Source organism: Pseudoalteromonas sp. A601 (assembly GCF_002165575.1).
Lineage (GTDB): Bacteria > Pseudomonadota > Gammaproteobacteria > Enterobacterales > Alteromonadaceae > Pseudoalteromonas.
Genome location: NZ_MXQF01000011.1, coordinates 81722 through 96113, shown reverse-complemented (window position 1 = coordinate 96113; position 14392 = coordinate 81722). Strand labels below are relative to the sequence as shown.

The 14392-nt window shown below is 42.3% G+C and carries 14 protein-coding genes; 11 read left to right on the top strand and 3 right to left on the bottom strand.

What is annotated here, in order from left to right:
- Nucleotides 1–420: 420 nt before the first annotated feature.
- From groL to B5G52_RS11110, 3 genes are all read right to left on the bottom strand, one after another.
- Complete coding sequence (groL, locus tag B5G52_RS11120; protein WP_087532716.1) at nt 421–2070, bottom strand: chaperonin GroEL; 1650 nt, start codon at nt 2068–2070, stop codon at nt 421–423.
- 47 nt (nt 2071–2117) lie between these two features.
- Entirely contained in the window at nt 2118–2405 is a 288-nt protein-coding gene (locus B5G52_RS11115) for a co-chaperone GroES (protein WP_087532715.1), read from the bottom strand.
- Between the two features lie 150 nt (nt 2406–2555).
- Complete coding sequence (locus B5G52_RS11110; RefSeq protein ID WP_087532794.1) at nt 2556–3032, bottom strand: FxsA family protein; 477 nt, start codon at nt 3030–3032, stop codon at nt 2556–2558.
- Nucleotides 3033–3192: 160 nt separating this feature from the next.
- On the opposite strand from B5G52_RS11110, the gene cutA reads away from it, so the two are divergent.
- The 11 genes from cutA (at nt 3193) to hflX (ending at nt 14353) form a co-directional block, all read left to right on the top strand.
- A complete protein-coding gene (gene cutA, locus B5G52_RS11105; RefSeq protein ID WP_087532714.1) occupies nt 3193–3513 on the top strand; it encodes a divalent-cation tolerance protein CutA in 321 nt (106 codons plus the stop codon).
- Nucleotides 3513–5333 (top strand): protein-disulfide reductase DsbD, encoded by a 1821-nt coding sequence (locus B5G52_RS11100; protein WP_087532713.1) that lies wholly within the window; start codon nt 3513–3515, stop codon nt 5331–5333. Before cutA ends, B5G52_RS11100 begins: the two co-directional genes overlap by 1 nt.
- A 293-nt stretch (nt 5334–5626) precedes the next feature.
- The gene (aroQ, locus tag B5G52_RS11095; protein ID WP_087532712.1) at nt 5627–6079 is read left to right on the top strand and encodes a type II 3-dehydroquinate dehydratase; all 453 of its coding nucleotides are present in this window, start codon (nt 5627–5629) and stop codon (nt 6077–6079) included.
- Between the two features lie 33 nt (nt 6080–6112).
- Entirely contained in the window at nt 6113–6577 is a 465-nt protein-coding gene (gene accB / locus B5G52_RS11090; RefSeq protein WP_087532711.1) for an acetyl-CoA carboxylase biotin carboxyl carrier protein, read from the top strand.
- A 26-nt stretch (nt 6578–6603) separates the two neighbouring features.
- The gene (gene accC, locus B5G52_RS11085; RefSeq protein ID WP_087532710.1) at nt 6604–7944 is read left to right on the top strand and encodes an acetyl-CoA carboxylase biotin carboxylase subunit; all 1341 of its coding nucleotides are present in this window, start codon (nt 6604–6606) and stop codon (nt 7942–7944) included.
- Between the two features lie 144 nt (nt 7945–8088).
- Entirely contained in the window at nt 8089–8556 is a 468-nt protein-coding gene (gene tsaE / locus B5G52_RS11080; protein WP_087532709.1) for a tRNA (adenosine(37)-N6)-threonylcarbamoyltransferase complex ATPase subunit type 1 TsaE, read from the top strand.
- A 29-nt stretch (nt 8557–8585) separates the two neighbouring features.
- A complete protein-coding gene (locus B5G52_RS11075) occupies nt 8586–9929 on the top strand; it encodes an N-acetylmuramoyl-L-alanine amidase (protein ID WP_087532708.1) in 1344 nt (447 codons plus the stop codon).
- A gap of 16 nt (nt 9930–9945) precedes the next feature.
- Nucleotides 9946–11778, top strand: a complete 1833-nt coding sequence (gene mutL, locus B5G52_RS11070; RefSeq protein ID WP_087532707.1) for a DNA mismatch repair endonuclease MutL — start codon at nt 9946–9948, stop codon at nt 11776–11778.
- 10 nt (nt 11779–11788) lie between these two features.
- A complete protein-coding gene (gene miaA / locus B5G52_RS11065; RefSeq protein ID WP_087532706.1) occupies nt 11789–12706 on the top strand; it encodes a tRNA (adenosine(37)-N6)-dimethylallyltransferase MiaA in 918 nt (305 codons plus the stop codon).
- An 80-nt stretch (nt 12707–12786) separates the two neighbouring features.
- Nucleotides 12787–13053 (top strand): RNA chaperone Hfq, encoded by a 267-nt coding sequence (gene hfq, locus B5G52_RS11060; protein ID WP_087532705.1) that lies wholly within the window; start codon nt 12787–12789, stop codon nt 13051–13053.
- A gap of 16 nt (nt 13054–13069) precedes the next feature.
- Nucleotides 13070–14353 (top strand): ribosome rescue GTPase HflX, encoded by a 1284-nt coding sequence (hflX, locus tag B5G52_RS11055; protein WP_087532704.1) that lies wholly within the window; start codon nt 13070–13072, stop codon nt 14351–14353.
- Nucleotides 14354–14392 lie beyond the last annotated feature (39 nt).

Sequence of the window (14392 nt, the reverse complement as noted above, 5' to 3'; positions counted from 1 at the left end):
GTGATGTTATGGAATTGAATGAAAGACGTAGAGAGGACCTCTACTGGTAGTCAGGGAATAAAAGTGGGGAATTGATTGGACCATGTTTTTTTAAAGTCATGGAACGACGCAATCGCATAGAAAGGGTAGTACCTCGCCCCCTCCCCCCTGCACTCATAGGAGAGCGTGAGATATTCTGTGAGAAGACTTTAAGACACAGTAAGATATTTGCTTATGTCCACACTACGTGATCGTAGGGAGCCATACAGAGCGTATTAGATAAGATGAAGATAAGGGGTAGCTATTGGTGAGCTGATGGAATATCGTAGAAAAAGATTAAGGGAAAAGTGTGAAACCAACCGTGACACAAAACGTACCACAGTTGGTTTCGATATGCTTTTAAGTCATTGATTTATAATGACCATGGAGGCAGGGCGATTCTTACATCATGCCGCCCATACCACCCATTCCGCCCATGCCACCCATATCAGGGGCACCAGCTGGCTCATCTTTTGGGATTTCAGCAACCATGGCTTCAGTGGTGATCATAAGACCCGCAATCGAACCTGCAAATTGTAGTGCAGAGCGCGTTACTTTAGTTGGATCTAGGATACCCATTTCAAGCATGTCGTTGTATTCGCCAGATGCTGCATTGTAACCGTAATTACCTTCGCCGCCTTTAACTGCGTTAATTACTACAGACGCTTCGTCACCTGCGTTAGTCACGATTTGACGAAGTGGTGCTTCCATAGCACGTAGTGCTACTTTGATACCGTGGCTTTGGTCTTCATTGTCGCCTACTAGTGCAGCTAGTTTACTCGCAGCACGAACTAGTGCAACACCACCACCCGGTACTACGCCTTCTTCAACCGCTGCGCGAGTTGCATGAAGTGCATCTTCAACGCGGTCTTTTTTCTCTTTCATTTCGATTTCAGTGGCTGCGCCAACTTTGATTACTGCAACACCGCCGGCAAGTTTTGCCATACGCTCTTGTAGTTTCTCTTTGTCGTAGTCAGACGTTGCTTCTTCGATTTGTGCTTTGATTTGTGAAACACGACCGTTGATGCCATCTTCTTCGCCAGCACCGTCGATGATCGTTGTATCATCTTTAGTGATTACTACGCGTTTAGCTGTACCTAAGTCTTCGATTGTTGCTTTTTCAAGCTCAAGGCCGATTTCTTCAGAGATAACAGTACCGCCAGTTAACACTGCGATATCTTGTAGCATTGCTTTACGACGGTCGCCAAAACCAGGTGCTTTCACAGCTGATACTTTAACGATACCGCGCATGTTGTTTACTACTAGTGTTGCTAGTGCTTCACCTTCAAGGTCTTCAGCAATGATAAGTAGTGGCTTGCTTGCTTTAGCAACGGCTTCTAATGTAGGTAGTAACTCACGGATGTTAGATACTTTTTTATCTACAAGTAGAATGAATGGGTTATCTAGCTCAACCGCGCCTTTTTCAGCGTTGTTGATGAAATACGGAGATAGGTAACCACGGTCAAACTGCATGCCTTCTACAACATCAAGTTCGTTTTCAAGTGATTGACCTTCTTCAACAGTGATAACACCAGTGTTACGGCCTACTTTTTCCATCGCTTCTGCGATGATGTCGCCAATCTCTTTATCAGAGTTAGCTGAAATAGTACCAACTTGAGCAATCGCTTTAGTATCAGCACAAGGAACTGAAAGTTCTTTAAGCTCAGCAACAGCGGCGATAATTGCTTTATCAATACCGCGCTTAAGATCCATTGGGTTCATGCCAGCAGCAACTGCTTTTAGGCCTTCATTTACAATAGATTGTGCTAAAACAGTGGCTGTAGTTGTACCGTCACCGGCTGCATCATTTGCTTTAGATGCAACTTCTTTCACCATTTGTGCGCCCATGTTTTCAAACTTGTCTTCAAGTTCGATCTCTTTTGCCACTGATACACCATCTTTAGTGATCACTGGAGCACCAAATGATTTGTCTAATACTACGTTACGACCTTTAGGGCCTAAAGTTACACGAACTGCGTTTGCTAAGATGTTTACGCCAGCTAGCATTTTAGCGCGTGCGTCACTTGCAAAAAGTACTTCTTTTGCTGCCATGATTTTTTCCTCTAAATTCTTAAATGTTTGTTAAACGAAAAGTAGGTTTAGCCTACAATGCCTAAAATGTTGTCTTCACGCATGATCAGGTATTCTTCACCTTCGATCTTTTCAGCTTTTTCAACATATGAGCCGAATAACACAGTGTCACCGACTTTAACTTCTAATGCTCTCACATCACCGTTATCTAGAGTACGGCCATTACCAACAGCGACAACTTCTCCGCGCGTTGATTTCTCAGCAGCAGAGCCAGTTAATACAATACCGCCAGCAGACTTGGTTTCTTCTTCTAGACGCTTAACGATCACGCGATCATGTAAAGGACGAATGTTCATTTGTTTAGTTCTCCTAACAGTTTCTGAACAGGACAGAAAAAAGTTTTGTGTGTACCAAGGCAATTAAATAGTTTGATTTAATTGCCGTGGATTAGTTGTACTCAGTAATGGGGGTAATGCGGAAAAATCCAAGAGAAAAAAATAAAAATTTTAATCTTTTCTCTCGTATTCACCATCAATCGTAGTTGGCTCGCTCATTTTACGCGGTTCAGGCTCTTGCTGAGTCTGTTGTGTAAATGGTGATGGACCTTGTTGCATACCTGCACTCATACGAACAGTTGCTTGGCTCGCAAGACCTGCGGCTAACTTATTGCGAATCGCTGGAGTGAGTAGTAAAAAGCCAAATACATCAGTCATAATGCCTGGGGTTAGTAATAAGATACCGGCGATAATGACACATAACCCGGTAAATAATTCTTTGGCTGGCATTTGCCCTTGAGCCATCTGGCTTTGCACATTTTGTAGTGCGCCCATACCTTGCTGTCTAACCAGTTTTGCACCAAAAATAGCGGTTAAAATAACCAGTGCAATTGTTGCAAAGCCACCAATAACATCGGCTACTTGAATTAGCAGCGCGATTTCAATGATCGGCACGAGAATAAATAACAAAAATAAAAATCTAAACATAAAGCTCTCTAAATAGTGCTCACGTAACATCGTGATGAAATATAAATATGGGCTATCAGGTCTTTTTTCAATAGTAGTGCAGTCATGCATATGGCTACACTTTAGTTTAGCTATCAGCTACTATGAGTTGGGCAGAACAAACAACTAAAGGTTCAATATGATGACGACTCATTTTCGACTTGTTTTTACCACTTGCGCAAATGCAAGTGAAGCGCGTGCAATGGCTGAACAATTGGTCAGCCAAAAACTGGCTGCATGTGTCAGTATTCTTCCTAATGTAGAGTCGGTTTATATGTGGGAAGGTGAAGTAACGCAGGCCACAGAATGCAAGCTGCTTATTAAAACTAAGTCTGAAAAAATGAACCTAGTTATCCAAACTATTAAGCAATTACATAGTTATGAGGTTCCAGAAATTCAAGTAGTGGATGTATCAACGGGCAATTTAGCCTATTTTAATTGGATGGATGAGGTACTTAATTAATGCGGTTTCTTCTTTTATTGCTATCTGCGCTTTGGCTTTTTCCTGCACAAGCAAATAACAGTTTATTGAATGATTTATTACAGCCAGCAGAGCAAACTTTTTTACCGGTTGATCAAGCCTTTAGTTTTGATTTTGATCAGCAAGGCGGTACTTTATTTATTGGCTGGGATATCGCCCCTGGTTATTATCTTTATAAAAAAAAGCTCGAGATCATTGCTAAAGATGCTGATATCAAAGTCCCAGAGTTAGGTGAAGGGGTAGTGATTGAAGATGAATTCTTTGGTAAAACGGAAGTCTTCTTCGATTCATTTAGCGTGGTAAGTAAATTAAGTAATGTAGCGCAACAAGGAGTCGTTAAAGTTCGTTACCAAGGCTGCGCCGAAGCAGGATTGTGTTATCCGCCAGAAATAATTACCATTCCATTAAGTGTGATTGCAGGCCAAACTCCTGAGCAAAACACCACCACAGATACTGCTAGTGCATTTGCTGCACTCAATAGTGAGGTTATAAAGTCCGCTAACACGGCTCCTAAGCAAAGTGAGCCAGCAGAAACAGAACAAAATTTTACCGAAAAATTGGCATCACAAGGTTTATTGGCTAATTTAGTTATTTTCTTTTTAGTAGGAATAGGCCTTGCCTTTACACCGTGTGTATTTCCTATGTTTCCTATTCTATCGAGTTTAATTGCCGGTCAAAAAAACCTATCAACCAAAAAAGCTTTTGCTTTATCGTTTGTTTATATTCAAGGTATGGCAGTCACCTATGCGGCACTGGGTTTAGTGGTTGCATCGTTAGGTGGGCAAGTGCAGGGCTACTTACAGCACCCATATGTTTTGATCAGCTTTAGTTTATTATTCGTGTTGTTAGCCATGTCGATGTTTGGTTGGTACGAAATAAAACTACCTAGTGGCATGATGAATAAGCTCACACAAGTGAGTAATAATCAAAAAGGCGGCAATTATATTGGTGTATTTTTGATGGGGGTGTTGTCGGGTTTAATTGCTTCCCCTTGCACCACGGCACCATTATCTGCTGCTTTATTATTTGTTGCGCAAAGCGGCGATTACTTAGTTGGAGGCTTAACTCTTTATGTTTTAAGTCTTGGTATGGGCATACCATTATTACTATTAGGTACTTCTGGCGGAAAGTTACTGCCAAAAGCGGGTGGTTGGATGGAACAAGTTAAAACCTTATTTGGTTTTATTATGCTAGTCGTGCCGCTAATACTGCTAGAGCGTATTGTAGATTTTGACATCATACTATTAATGGCGGGTTTGTTAGCATTAGCAACGGCGCTTTATTTACACCATTGGCAAAGTGGCCAAAGCCAAGGCAAGTTAAAAACGGCACTGTGGTTTGTTGCAACCTTATTGGTGCTTACAGGTGCAAGTTTAACTAAAAACTATATTTGGCCAGTGACGAATACAGTTGGGGTGAGTGCTGAGCAGTCGCAAACCCATAAGTTTAAACTAGTAGCTAATTTAGCCGAGCTTAAGCAAGCGATAAATAAAGCAAACGATGAAGGCCGCATGGTAATGGTTGATTTGTATGCCGAGTGGTGTGTTGCCTGTAAAGAGTTTGAAAAATACACCTTTCCAAAGCCGAGCGTTCAAGATGAGTTTGCTCACTTTGAGTTACTTAAAATTGATTTGACAGAGAGTGACGAAACCACCATCGAAGTGATGGAAGAGTACACGGTATTTGGTTTACCAAGCATTCTGTTTTTCAACACTCAAGGTGAAGAATTAGCAGCTCAACGTGTTACCGGTTTTTTAAATGCTGACGATTTTTCTCAGCATTTAGCTAAAGTTCGCCAATAAGCGAATACAAAACCAGTATAAGTAAATTTTAGCCACAATTTGATTTAGATATGAATTAAATTGTGGCTAAACCACTTTTTATAATAAGCTATTTTTAGCTCCCGCCTTTATCCTCGCAACTTTGCGCCACTCTATAGTCATTAGACCAGTATTTTGCTGCTATTTACATCGAACTAGCTATAATAGGTGGTCAACGTGAGAAATACTTGCTATTTTAGATTTTATCCCCTACGTTGTGGTGGGATTTCTAATCAAAACGGCTTAACTCATTATTTATAGGATTATCGCGTATTATGGCTGCAAAATTTAAGCTTTTAGTTATAAATGGCCCCAACTTGAATATGCTTGGTAAGCGAGAACCAGAGAAATATGGTTCGCAAACCCTGGCTGAGATTATGAGCGAACTAACCAGTGCAGCCCATGGTCTAGATGTTGAGTTAACGCATTTTCAAAGTAATAGTGAGCAAGCTTTAATTGAGCACATACACAGTGCATGGCAGGCTATTGATTACATCATTATTAACCCAGCTGCATTTACGCATACAAGCGTGGCTTTACGTGATGCATTACTGAGTGTTGATATCCCGTTTTATGAAGTGCATTTAACCAATGTGCATGCACGGGAAGCGTTTCGCCATCATTCGTATTTTTCTGATGTGGCGCAAGGCGTGATATGTGGATTAGGTGCAATGGGTTACCGTGCAGCGTTAGAAGCTGCTGTTAACCGGTTGCAAAACTCAAATTAATTTTAAACACACAAACTAGAAGGCGGGTCGTTCATGGATATTCGCAAGATCAAAAAACTAATTGAACTAGTAGAAGAATCAGGTATTGCTGAATTAGAAATCACTGAAGGTGAAGAGTCAGTACGTATTAACCGTAATAACATGAGCGCTGGCCCTGCTTACGCTCCACAATATGCTCCTCAGTACGCACCAGCTCCAGCAGCGGCGCCAGCACCTGCGGCTCCAGTTGCAGCCGCTGAAGCAGCAGCGCCAGCAGCACCAACAGGTCATCAAGTATTATCGCCAATGGTAGGGTCTTTCTATGCAGCGGCTTCTCCTGAAGCGCCGGCATACGTAGAAGTAGGCACGCAAGTTAAAGTAGGCGACACACTTTGTATCATCGAAGCGATGAAGATGATGAACCAAATTGAAGCAGATAAAGCTGGTACAGTGAAAGCTATTTTAGTTGAAAATGGTGAGCCAGTAGAATTTGATCAACCTTTATTCATCATTGAATAATAGCGCAACCTTAGAGGCCAACTCTCATGTTAGATAAAGTAGTCATTGCAAATCGGGGTGAAATTGCACTTCGTATATTGCGCGCCTGCAAAGAGCTTGGGATCAAAACGGTTGCTGTGCATTCAACGGCGGATCGCGATCTTAAGCACGTATTATTAGCAGATGAAACCATCTGTATCGGTAGACCTTCAGCCACTGAAAGTTACTTAGATATTCCGCGTATTATTGCGGCTGCTGAAGTAACAGACGCAGTTGCGATTCACCCTGGTTACGGCTTCCTTGCTGAAAATGCAGATTTTGCTGACCAAGTTGAGCAAAGCGGTTTTGTATTTATTGGTCCTAAGGGCGATACCATTCGCTTAATGGGCGATAAAGTATCTGCAATCAGCGCTATGCGTAAAGCGGGTGTACCGTGTGTTCCAGGTTCTGACGGTCCAGTATCAGATGACAAAGAACGCAATATGCAAATCGCTAAGCGTATCGGTTACCCGGTAATCATCAAAGCGGCTGGTGGCGGCGGTGGTCGTGGTATGCGTGTTGTACGTAATGAATCAGAGCTTATCGATTCAATCGCACTTACTCAGCAAGAAGCAAAACAGTTCTTCGGTAATAGCATGGTTTACATGGAAAAATTCCTTGAAAACCCACGCCATATCGAAATCCAAGTACTTGCAGATGGCCAAGGTAATGCGGTTCACTTAGGTGAGCGTGACTGTTCAATGCAGCGTCGTCATCAAAAAGTAGTTGAAGAAGCGCCAGCGCCAGGTATCACTGCTGAAGTACGTAAGTTCATTGGTGAACGTTGTACGCGTGCATGCATCGAAATTGGTTATCGCGGTGCAGGTACGTTTGAGTTCTTATATGAAAACGGCGAGTTCTATTTCATCGAGATGAATACCCGTATTCAGGTTGAGCACCCTGTAACTGAAATGGTCAGTGGCGTTGATTTAATTAAAGAGCAGTTAAAAATTGCTGCTGGTCAACCGCTGTCATTCACGCAAGATGATGTAGTAATTCGTGGTCACGCTATTGAATGCCGTATCAATGCAGAAGATCCTGAAACGTTTATTCCTTCACCGGGTAAAATTACCCGTTTCCACCCTGCTGGTGGTTTAGGTATTCGTTGGGATAGCCATATTTATGCTGATTATAGTGTGCCACCACATTATGACTCAATGATTGGCAAACTCATTACTTATGGTGAAAATCGTGATGTAGCGATTGCACGTGCACGTAATGCATTGAATGAGTTAGTAATTGACGGCATTAAAACGAATACGCCACTGCATAAGAAAATCTTGGCAGATGAGAACTTCCAAAATGGTGGAACTAATATCCACTATCTTGAGAAGAAATTAGGTTTATAAGCACTTATAAAGCTAATAATTTAAAAAACCGGCAACTTTGCCGGTTTTTTTAGCTCTAACGAACTGTGGCTCTGTATTCGCGATACAAAAATAATCTGGTATGATTAATACAGTAATGATTTATTTGTTTTTCATGAGGTAATAATGGCCCAGAGTGTTGGTTTTCAACTCGCTGATGAAGCAGCAACGGTCGCAATGGGTAATAAGCTTGCAACTTTAACTGAGCAAGGCGCGGTAATATATTTACATGGTGATTTAGGTGCCGGAAAAACCACATTAACTCGCGGTATAGTGCAAGGGTTTGGTCATCAAGGTAAGGTTAAGAGTCCGACCTATACATTAGTCGAACCTTACGAATTAGCAGCAGCCAATGTCTATCATTTTGATTTATATCGGCTAGGTGACCCTGAAGAGCTAGAATATATGGGTATCCGCGATTACTTTTCAGATGATGCTATTTGTGTTGTTGAGTGGCCAGAGAAAGGCGGAGAGTTTATACCTGTTCCTGACTTAGACATTACTATGCGCTATGTTGGTGAGGCCCGTGAAATCGAAATTTGCAGCGTGAGTCAACGTGGCAAGGCAGTTGTAGAGCAGTTAACTCGAGATTAAAAATAATAATTAAAGGTGTAATGGATCAGATGAGTCGAGTAGTTATTAAGTGGGTGTGTGCTTGTTTGTTATTTGCAATAAGCCAAAGCGTTGTTGCACAAAACACGATTAACAGTGTGCGTGTGTGGCCGTCGCCTGATAGCACTCGTGTTGTTTTTGATTTAGCTGACAAACCAGACTTTAGCTACTTTATGCTGAAGAATCCATTACGTCTCGTGGTTGATTTAGAAAATACTAATAAGATTAAAGACCTGCCTAGCATTCCTAAAAAACATCAAATTGTCAGTAAACTGCGCTACTCCAAAGCTAAAAATAGTAAAGGCGTACGGTTTGTATTTGAGTTAACCGGGGCTGTTAAACCAGTATTATTTGCTTTAGCCCCAACTGGGCCATATAAAAACCGTTTAGTGGTCGACCTTTACGACAAAGAACAAGCAAAGCCTGTGGCGCAAAGCAGTAATGCTGCGGTAAAAAAACGTGAACTAAGTAAGCAGCGCGACATTGTGATTGCGATTGATGCCGGCCATGGTGGTGAAGATCCTGGCTCCATTGGGCCATCAGGTACTTATGAAAAAACCATAACCTTACAAATTGCAAAACGTTTAGAACGCATGATAGATGCTGAGCGCGGTATGATTTCGCGAATGATCCGCCGTAGTGATTACTTTGTAAATCTCAATACGCGTACCAGCCGAGCCCGTGAGAAAAAAGCAGACTTTTTTGTTTCTATCCATGCGGATGCCTTTACCAGCCCTGGCCCTAATGGGGCATCAGTGTGGGTGCTCTCGTTACGCCGTGCCAATTCTGAAATTGGTAAATGGATCGAAGATAAAGAAAAGCACTCAGAGTTACTTGGTGGTGCCGCTGGTGTGATAAAAGACACAGCCAGCGAGAAATACCTAGCTCAAGCACTGCTTGATATGTCGATGGATCACTCCATGAAGACCGGTTTTAACGTGGCCGAAGAAATGGTGCAAGAGCTTAAAAAAGTGGCCAAGTTACATAAGAAAGAGCCGCAAGCAGCCAGCCTAGCAGTGTTGAAATCTCCGGATATTCCATCAATCTTAGTTGAAACGGGGTTTATTTCTAACCCACAGGAAGAGCGACTCCTTAAAAGTGCTAATCACCAAGAGAAGCTAGCAAAAGCAATATTTACCTCGATTAAGAGTTATTATTTAAAAAATCCACCGGATGACTCGTTATTTGCATCATTAAAATCACAATACCCTACAAAGCATAAAGTGAGACCCGGTGAGTCATTAAGTTTATTAGCTAGCCGTTATGGGGTGTCTGTAACGCAGTTAAAGCGCGTTAATAAACTCAAATCTAATACTTTATTTATCGGCCAAGAGCTAGATATCCCGCAAAGTTAACATCGTTAGGATGAGTATGAATATTGAAATATTACCCGCGCGATTAGCTAACCAAATTGCTGCGGGTGAAGTGGTCGAGCGCCCTGCGTCTGTTGTAAAAGAGTTGGTAGAGAACAGTTTAGATGCGGGGGCTAATCGTATTCAAATAGATATTGAACGCGGTGGCCATAAGCTTATTCGTATTCGTGACAATGGTTCAGGTATTAATAAAGATGAGCTAACACTGGCACTGTCACGCCATGCGACCAGCAAACTAAAATCCCTCGATGACTTAGAGAACATTTGTTCACTGGGCTTTCGCGGCGAAGCGTTAGCGTCAATTAGCTCGGTATCTCGGTTAACCCTTAGCTCTAAAACTAAAGAGCAAGAGGCTGCATGGCAGGCGTTTGCTGAGGGTCGTGATATGGCGGTACAAGTAAAACCTACCGCTCACCCTGATGGCACCACCATTGAAGTGAAAGACTTATTTTTTAATACACCTGCGCGGCGTAAGTTTTTACGTACCGAAAAAACTGAGTTTAATCATATTGATGAGCTCATTAAGCGGATTGCTTTAAGTCGCTTTGATGTGTCGATTACGCTAACTCATAATGACAAAGTTGTGCGCCAATATCGTGCCAAAACAGATCCCACACAAGCAATTACACGCGTAGCGCAAGTTGCTGGCAAGGCATTTGCTGAGCAAGGCTTGTATATTAAATCCGGTGATACAGGATTACAGTTACATGGTTGGGTATTACCTGTAGGTTCAAGCAATACCACGCAATACACTTATGTAAATAATCGTATGATGCGCGATAAACTGATTTTACATGCCATTCGCCAAGCATTTGAAGAAGTCGCAGGGCAAGAAGAGTTACCTGGTTTTGTGATTTATATTGATATTGATCCACGCCAAGTGGATGTCAATGTGCACCCGGCAAAACATGAAGTACGCTTTCATCAAGGGCGCTTAGTACATGACTTTATTTTACAAGCGATAAAGCAAGTGGTTGTGCCTTTGCAAAATGATTTTGTTGCGCCACACGTATCGCAACCAGCTCAATCAATTGAGCGCTTTTCAAGTGCGCCGCCAGTTGAGCAGGCAGATGTATTTGATTACCCAAAAACGCCTTTGCAACCGAGTCAATCAGGGGGCTATTCGGGCGGTTCATCGCGTGCTGGCTCTGCTGCGAGTGGCTTCTCTGGACAAAGAGAAAGTAAAACCTCGCATCATGATGTGAACGCATTTTACCAAGGCGTGAGTGAACAACATGCCGCACATTTTGACAGTGTGACTGCCTCACCTGTACAGCAAACGCCAGTGTCAGCGCCTGAGTACAGCACTAATACGACCTCACTAATAGTGCAAGAAGATGGTAGTTGTGTTTTCTCTGAGCAGCAGCAACTTTATTGCTCTCATTTTAAGTATGCTTTAGCTGATTATTGGCAACAGCAAATTACTGAACAAGCAAGCCTTGAAGGCAAGGCTTTATTACTTCCTGTGCGAGTCAATATTAGTAAAGAGGATCAGCAAAGATTAACTGAGCAGCAATCGTGGTTTACTTTACTGGGTTTTGAGCTAAATATAGAAAAGCAATTTGTCATGGTGAAAAAGTTGCCGCATAGCCTGTATTTATTAGATGTAAGCCAGGCCATTGATATCCTACTAGAGGCAAGTAAACAGCAGTTCGATAACATAGAAGAATGGCTTAATTGGCAGCAGTGCAATGTACCCGAGCGCTATTTTGCCAGCCAAGCATTTGCAGGCGAGTTACAACAAATGAAAAATAATCCGCAAACAATTCAACGTTTACGGACAAAAGCGGTTAAAATAGACTTACATCACTATTTATCACAGTTAGATTAGGGTTAACGCGTTGAGTAATTTACCGGTCATATTTTTAATGGGTCCAACGGCTGCAGGAAAAACTGCACTGGCTATTGAGCTTTGTCAGCATTTAAATACCGAAATAATCAGCGTCGATTCAGCCTTAGTGTATAAAGATATGGACATTGGTACGGCTAAGCCAAATGCGCAAGAGCTGGCTTTAGCACCACACCACCTAATTGATATTATTGACCCTGCCCAAAGTTACTCTGTGGCAGATTTTCGTCGTGATGCGATTGAAAAAATTGATCAATTTCATAAACAAGGTAAAGTGCCGGTGCTAGTAGGCGGTACTATGATGTATTTTAAATCGCTAATAGATGGTTTATCGCCGCTTCCTGAAGCTTGCCCTAAGGTACGTGCTGAGCTTGAAGCACAGGCAAATGAACATGGTTGGCCTGCACTCTATAAAGAGCTTGCAGAAGTAGACCCACAAGCGGCAGAAAAAATGAGCGAAAACGATTCTCAGCGCATTAACCGTGCCTTAGAAGTCTATCGTTTAACTGGTAAAACCATGACGGAGCTGCAAAAAAGTAAGCAGCCAAGTTTACCCTATACGTTCCATCAATTTGCTATCGCACCGGATGATCGGGCTGATTTGCATGAACGTATTGCACAAAGATTTAAAATAATGCTTGATGAGGGGTTTGAAAAAGAAGTTTCATCCCTATATCAACGTAAGGATTTACACCCAAACTTACCTTCTATTCGTTGTGTAGGTTATAGACAAATGTGGGATTACATTGCTGGCGAAACTGACTATGATGACATGGTGTTTCGCGGTATTGCAGCAACTCGACAACTTGCAAAGCGTCAATTGACGTGGTTGAGAAGCTGGCCCGATGTAACTTGGTTAACTACGGGTGATGAAGAAAACTTGCAACGTGTTGTAAGTTCGCTAAGCTAGTAGTAGTTGAATATTTTTTAGCTTTGTTAAATGAGTTCAGCCACTTAATTATAATAACACCTAGAACGAAGGATAATAACATGGCAAAAGGCCAATCGTTACAAGACCCATTTTTGAATGCGCTACGTCGTGAGCGTATTCCAGTATCAATCTTTTTGGTAAATGGCATCAAGCTACAAGGTAAGATTCAGTCATTTGACCAATTTGTAATTTTACTAGAAAACACCGTTAATCAAATGGTGTACAAACATGCAATTTCTACAGTAGTTCCTGCTCGTGCAGTAAACTTCCAAGGTGTTCAAGGAAGTGAAGAAGGTGAAGAGCAGGCTGAACCTGGAAATTTTTAAATTAGGAGCGTAATGCTTGTTTGACCGTTATAAAGCCGGCGAACAGGCAGTCTTAGTCCATATTGACTTTCCTCAAGAAGGAGATCGTGAAGATCTTCATGAACTGGAAATGTTAGTATCTTCTGCTGGTGTTAGCAGTTTGGCGGTTGTGCAAGGCAGCCGTCAAGCACCACATCCGAAACTATTCGTCGGTAGCGGTAAAGCAGAAGAAATTGCTGAGATTGTCAAAATCCACAATGCAGATGTCGTCATATTCAACCATCAACTCAGGCCATCACAAGAGCGCAATTTAGAACGCGTTTGCCAATGTCGTGTACTTGATAGAACGACCCTTATTTTAGACATATTTGCCCAACGCGCACGTACCCATGAGGGTAAATTGCAAGTTGAGCTGGCGCAACTGCGTCATATGTCGACCCGATTGATCCGAGGTTGGACTCACCTTGAGCGCCAAAAAGGCGGTATAGGATTACGTGGTCCTGGTGAAACTCAGCTCGAAACCGATAGACGTTTACTGCGAGTGCGTATTCAAAGTATTCGTGCGCGTTTACAAAAAGTGGCAGTGCAACGTGAGCAAGGCCGCCGCGCGCGTAATCGTAACGAAATACCGACCGTATCGTTAGTGGGTTATACCAATGCGGGTAAATCTACGTTATTTAATCGTATTACTAATTCAGATGTTTATGCGGCCGATCAGTTGTTTGCAACACTCGACCCCACTCTTCGTAAGCTCGAAATTGGTGATGTTGGCTCGGTAATATTAGCCGATACGGTTGGCTTTATTCGTCATTTACCCCATGACTTAGTTGCCGCATTCAAAGCGACATTAACGGAAACCCGTGAAGCAGATTTACAGCTACATGTAGTCGATGTAGCTGATGGGCGTCGCAAAGAGAATATAGAACAGGTACAATCGGTGCTAAAAGAAATTGAAGCCGATGAAGTACCGCAATTACTGGTTTATAATAAAATTGATGCACTTGAAGACGTTTCACCGCGTATAGATCGTGATGACGAAGGTGTACCAATTAGAGTTTGGCTGTCTGCACATAGTGGAGCAGGCTGTGAGTTATTGTCAGAAGCCATTAGTGAGTTACTGGCGAAGAAAATGTTCGTACACACACTTAAACTTGCACCGCAGTATGGGCGTTTACGCGCCGCGCTATTTAACTTAAATGCAGTGCATGAAGAAGACTTTGATGAACAAGGGCAGTGGCTATTAACCACACGTATGCCAATGGTTGAATGGAACAAATTAAAGAAAGAATTTGGCCCAGAAATCGACTCATTTATTTTATGAAAGTAAAAATCTACTACACATTGTCGTTTTTAGTATGAG

Coding starts and splice junctions, on each gene's coding strand:
- accB (WP_087532711.1), top strand. CDS start 6,113: ATGGATATTCGCAAGATCAAAAAACTAATTGAACTAGTAGAAGAATCA.
- accC (WP_087532710.1), top strand. CDS start 6,604: ATGTTAGATAAAGTAGTCATTGCAAATCGGGGTGAAATTGCACTTCGT.
- aroQ (WP_087532712.1), top strand. CDS start 5,627: ATGGCTGCAAAATTTAAGCTTTTAGTTATAAATGGCCCCAACTTGAAT.
- mutL (WP_087532707.1), top strand. CDS start 9,946: ATGAATATTGAAATATTACCCGCGCGATTAGCTAACCAAATTGCTGCG.
- B5G52_RS11115 (WP_087532715.1), bottom strand. CDS start 2,405: ATGAACATTCGTCCTTTACATGATCGCGTGATCGTTAAGCGTCTAGAA.
- tsaE (WP_087532709.1), top strand. CDS start 8,089: ATGGCCCAGAGTGTTGGTTTTCAACTCGCTGATGAAGCAGCAACGGTC.
- B5G52_RS11100 (WP_087532713.1), top strand. CDS start 3,513: ATGCGGTTTCTTCTTTTATTGCTATCTGCGCTTTGGCTTTTTCCTGCA.
- cutA (WP_087532714.1), top strand. CDS start 3,193: ATGACGACTCATTTTCGACTTGTTTTTACCACTTGCGCAAATGCAAGT.
- B5G52_RS11075 (WP_087532708.1), top strand. CDS start 8,586: ATGAGTCGAGTAGTTATTAAGTGGGTGTGTGCTTGTTTGTTATTTGCA.
- hfq (WP_087532705.1), top strand. CDS start 12,787: ATGGCAAAAGGCCAATCGTTACAAGACCCATTTTTGAATGCGCTACGT.
- B5G52_RS11110 (WP_087532794.1), bottom strand. CDS start 3,032: ATGTTTAGATTTTTATTTTTGTTATTTATTCTCGTGCCGATCATTGAA.
- groL (WP_087532716.1), bottom strand. CDS start 2,070: ATGGCAGCAAAAGAAGTACTTTTTGCAAGTGACGCACGCGCTAAAATG.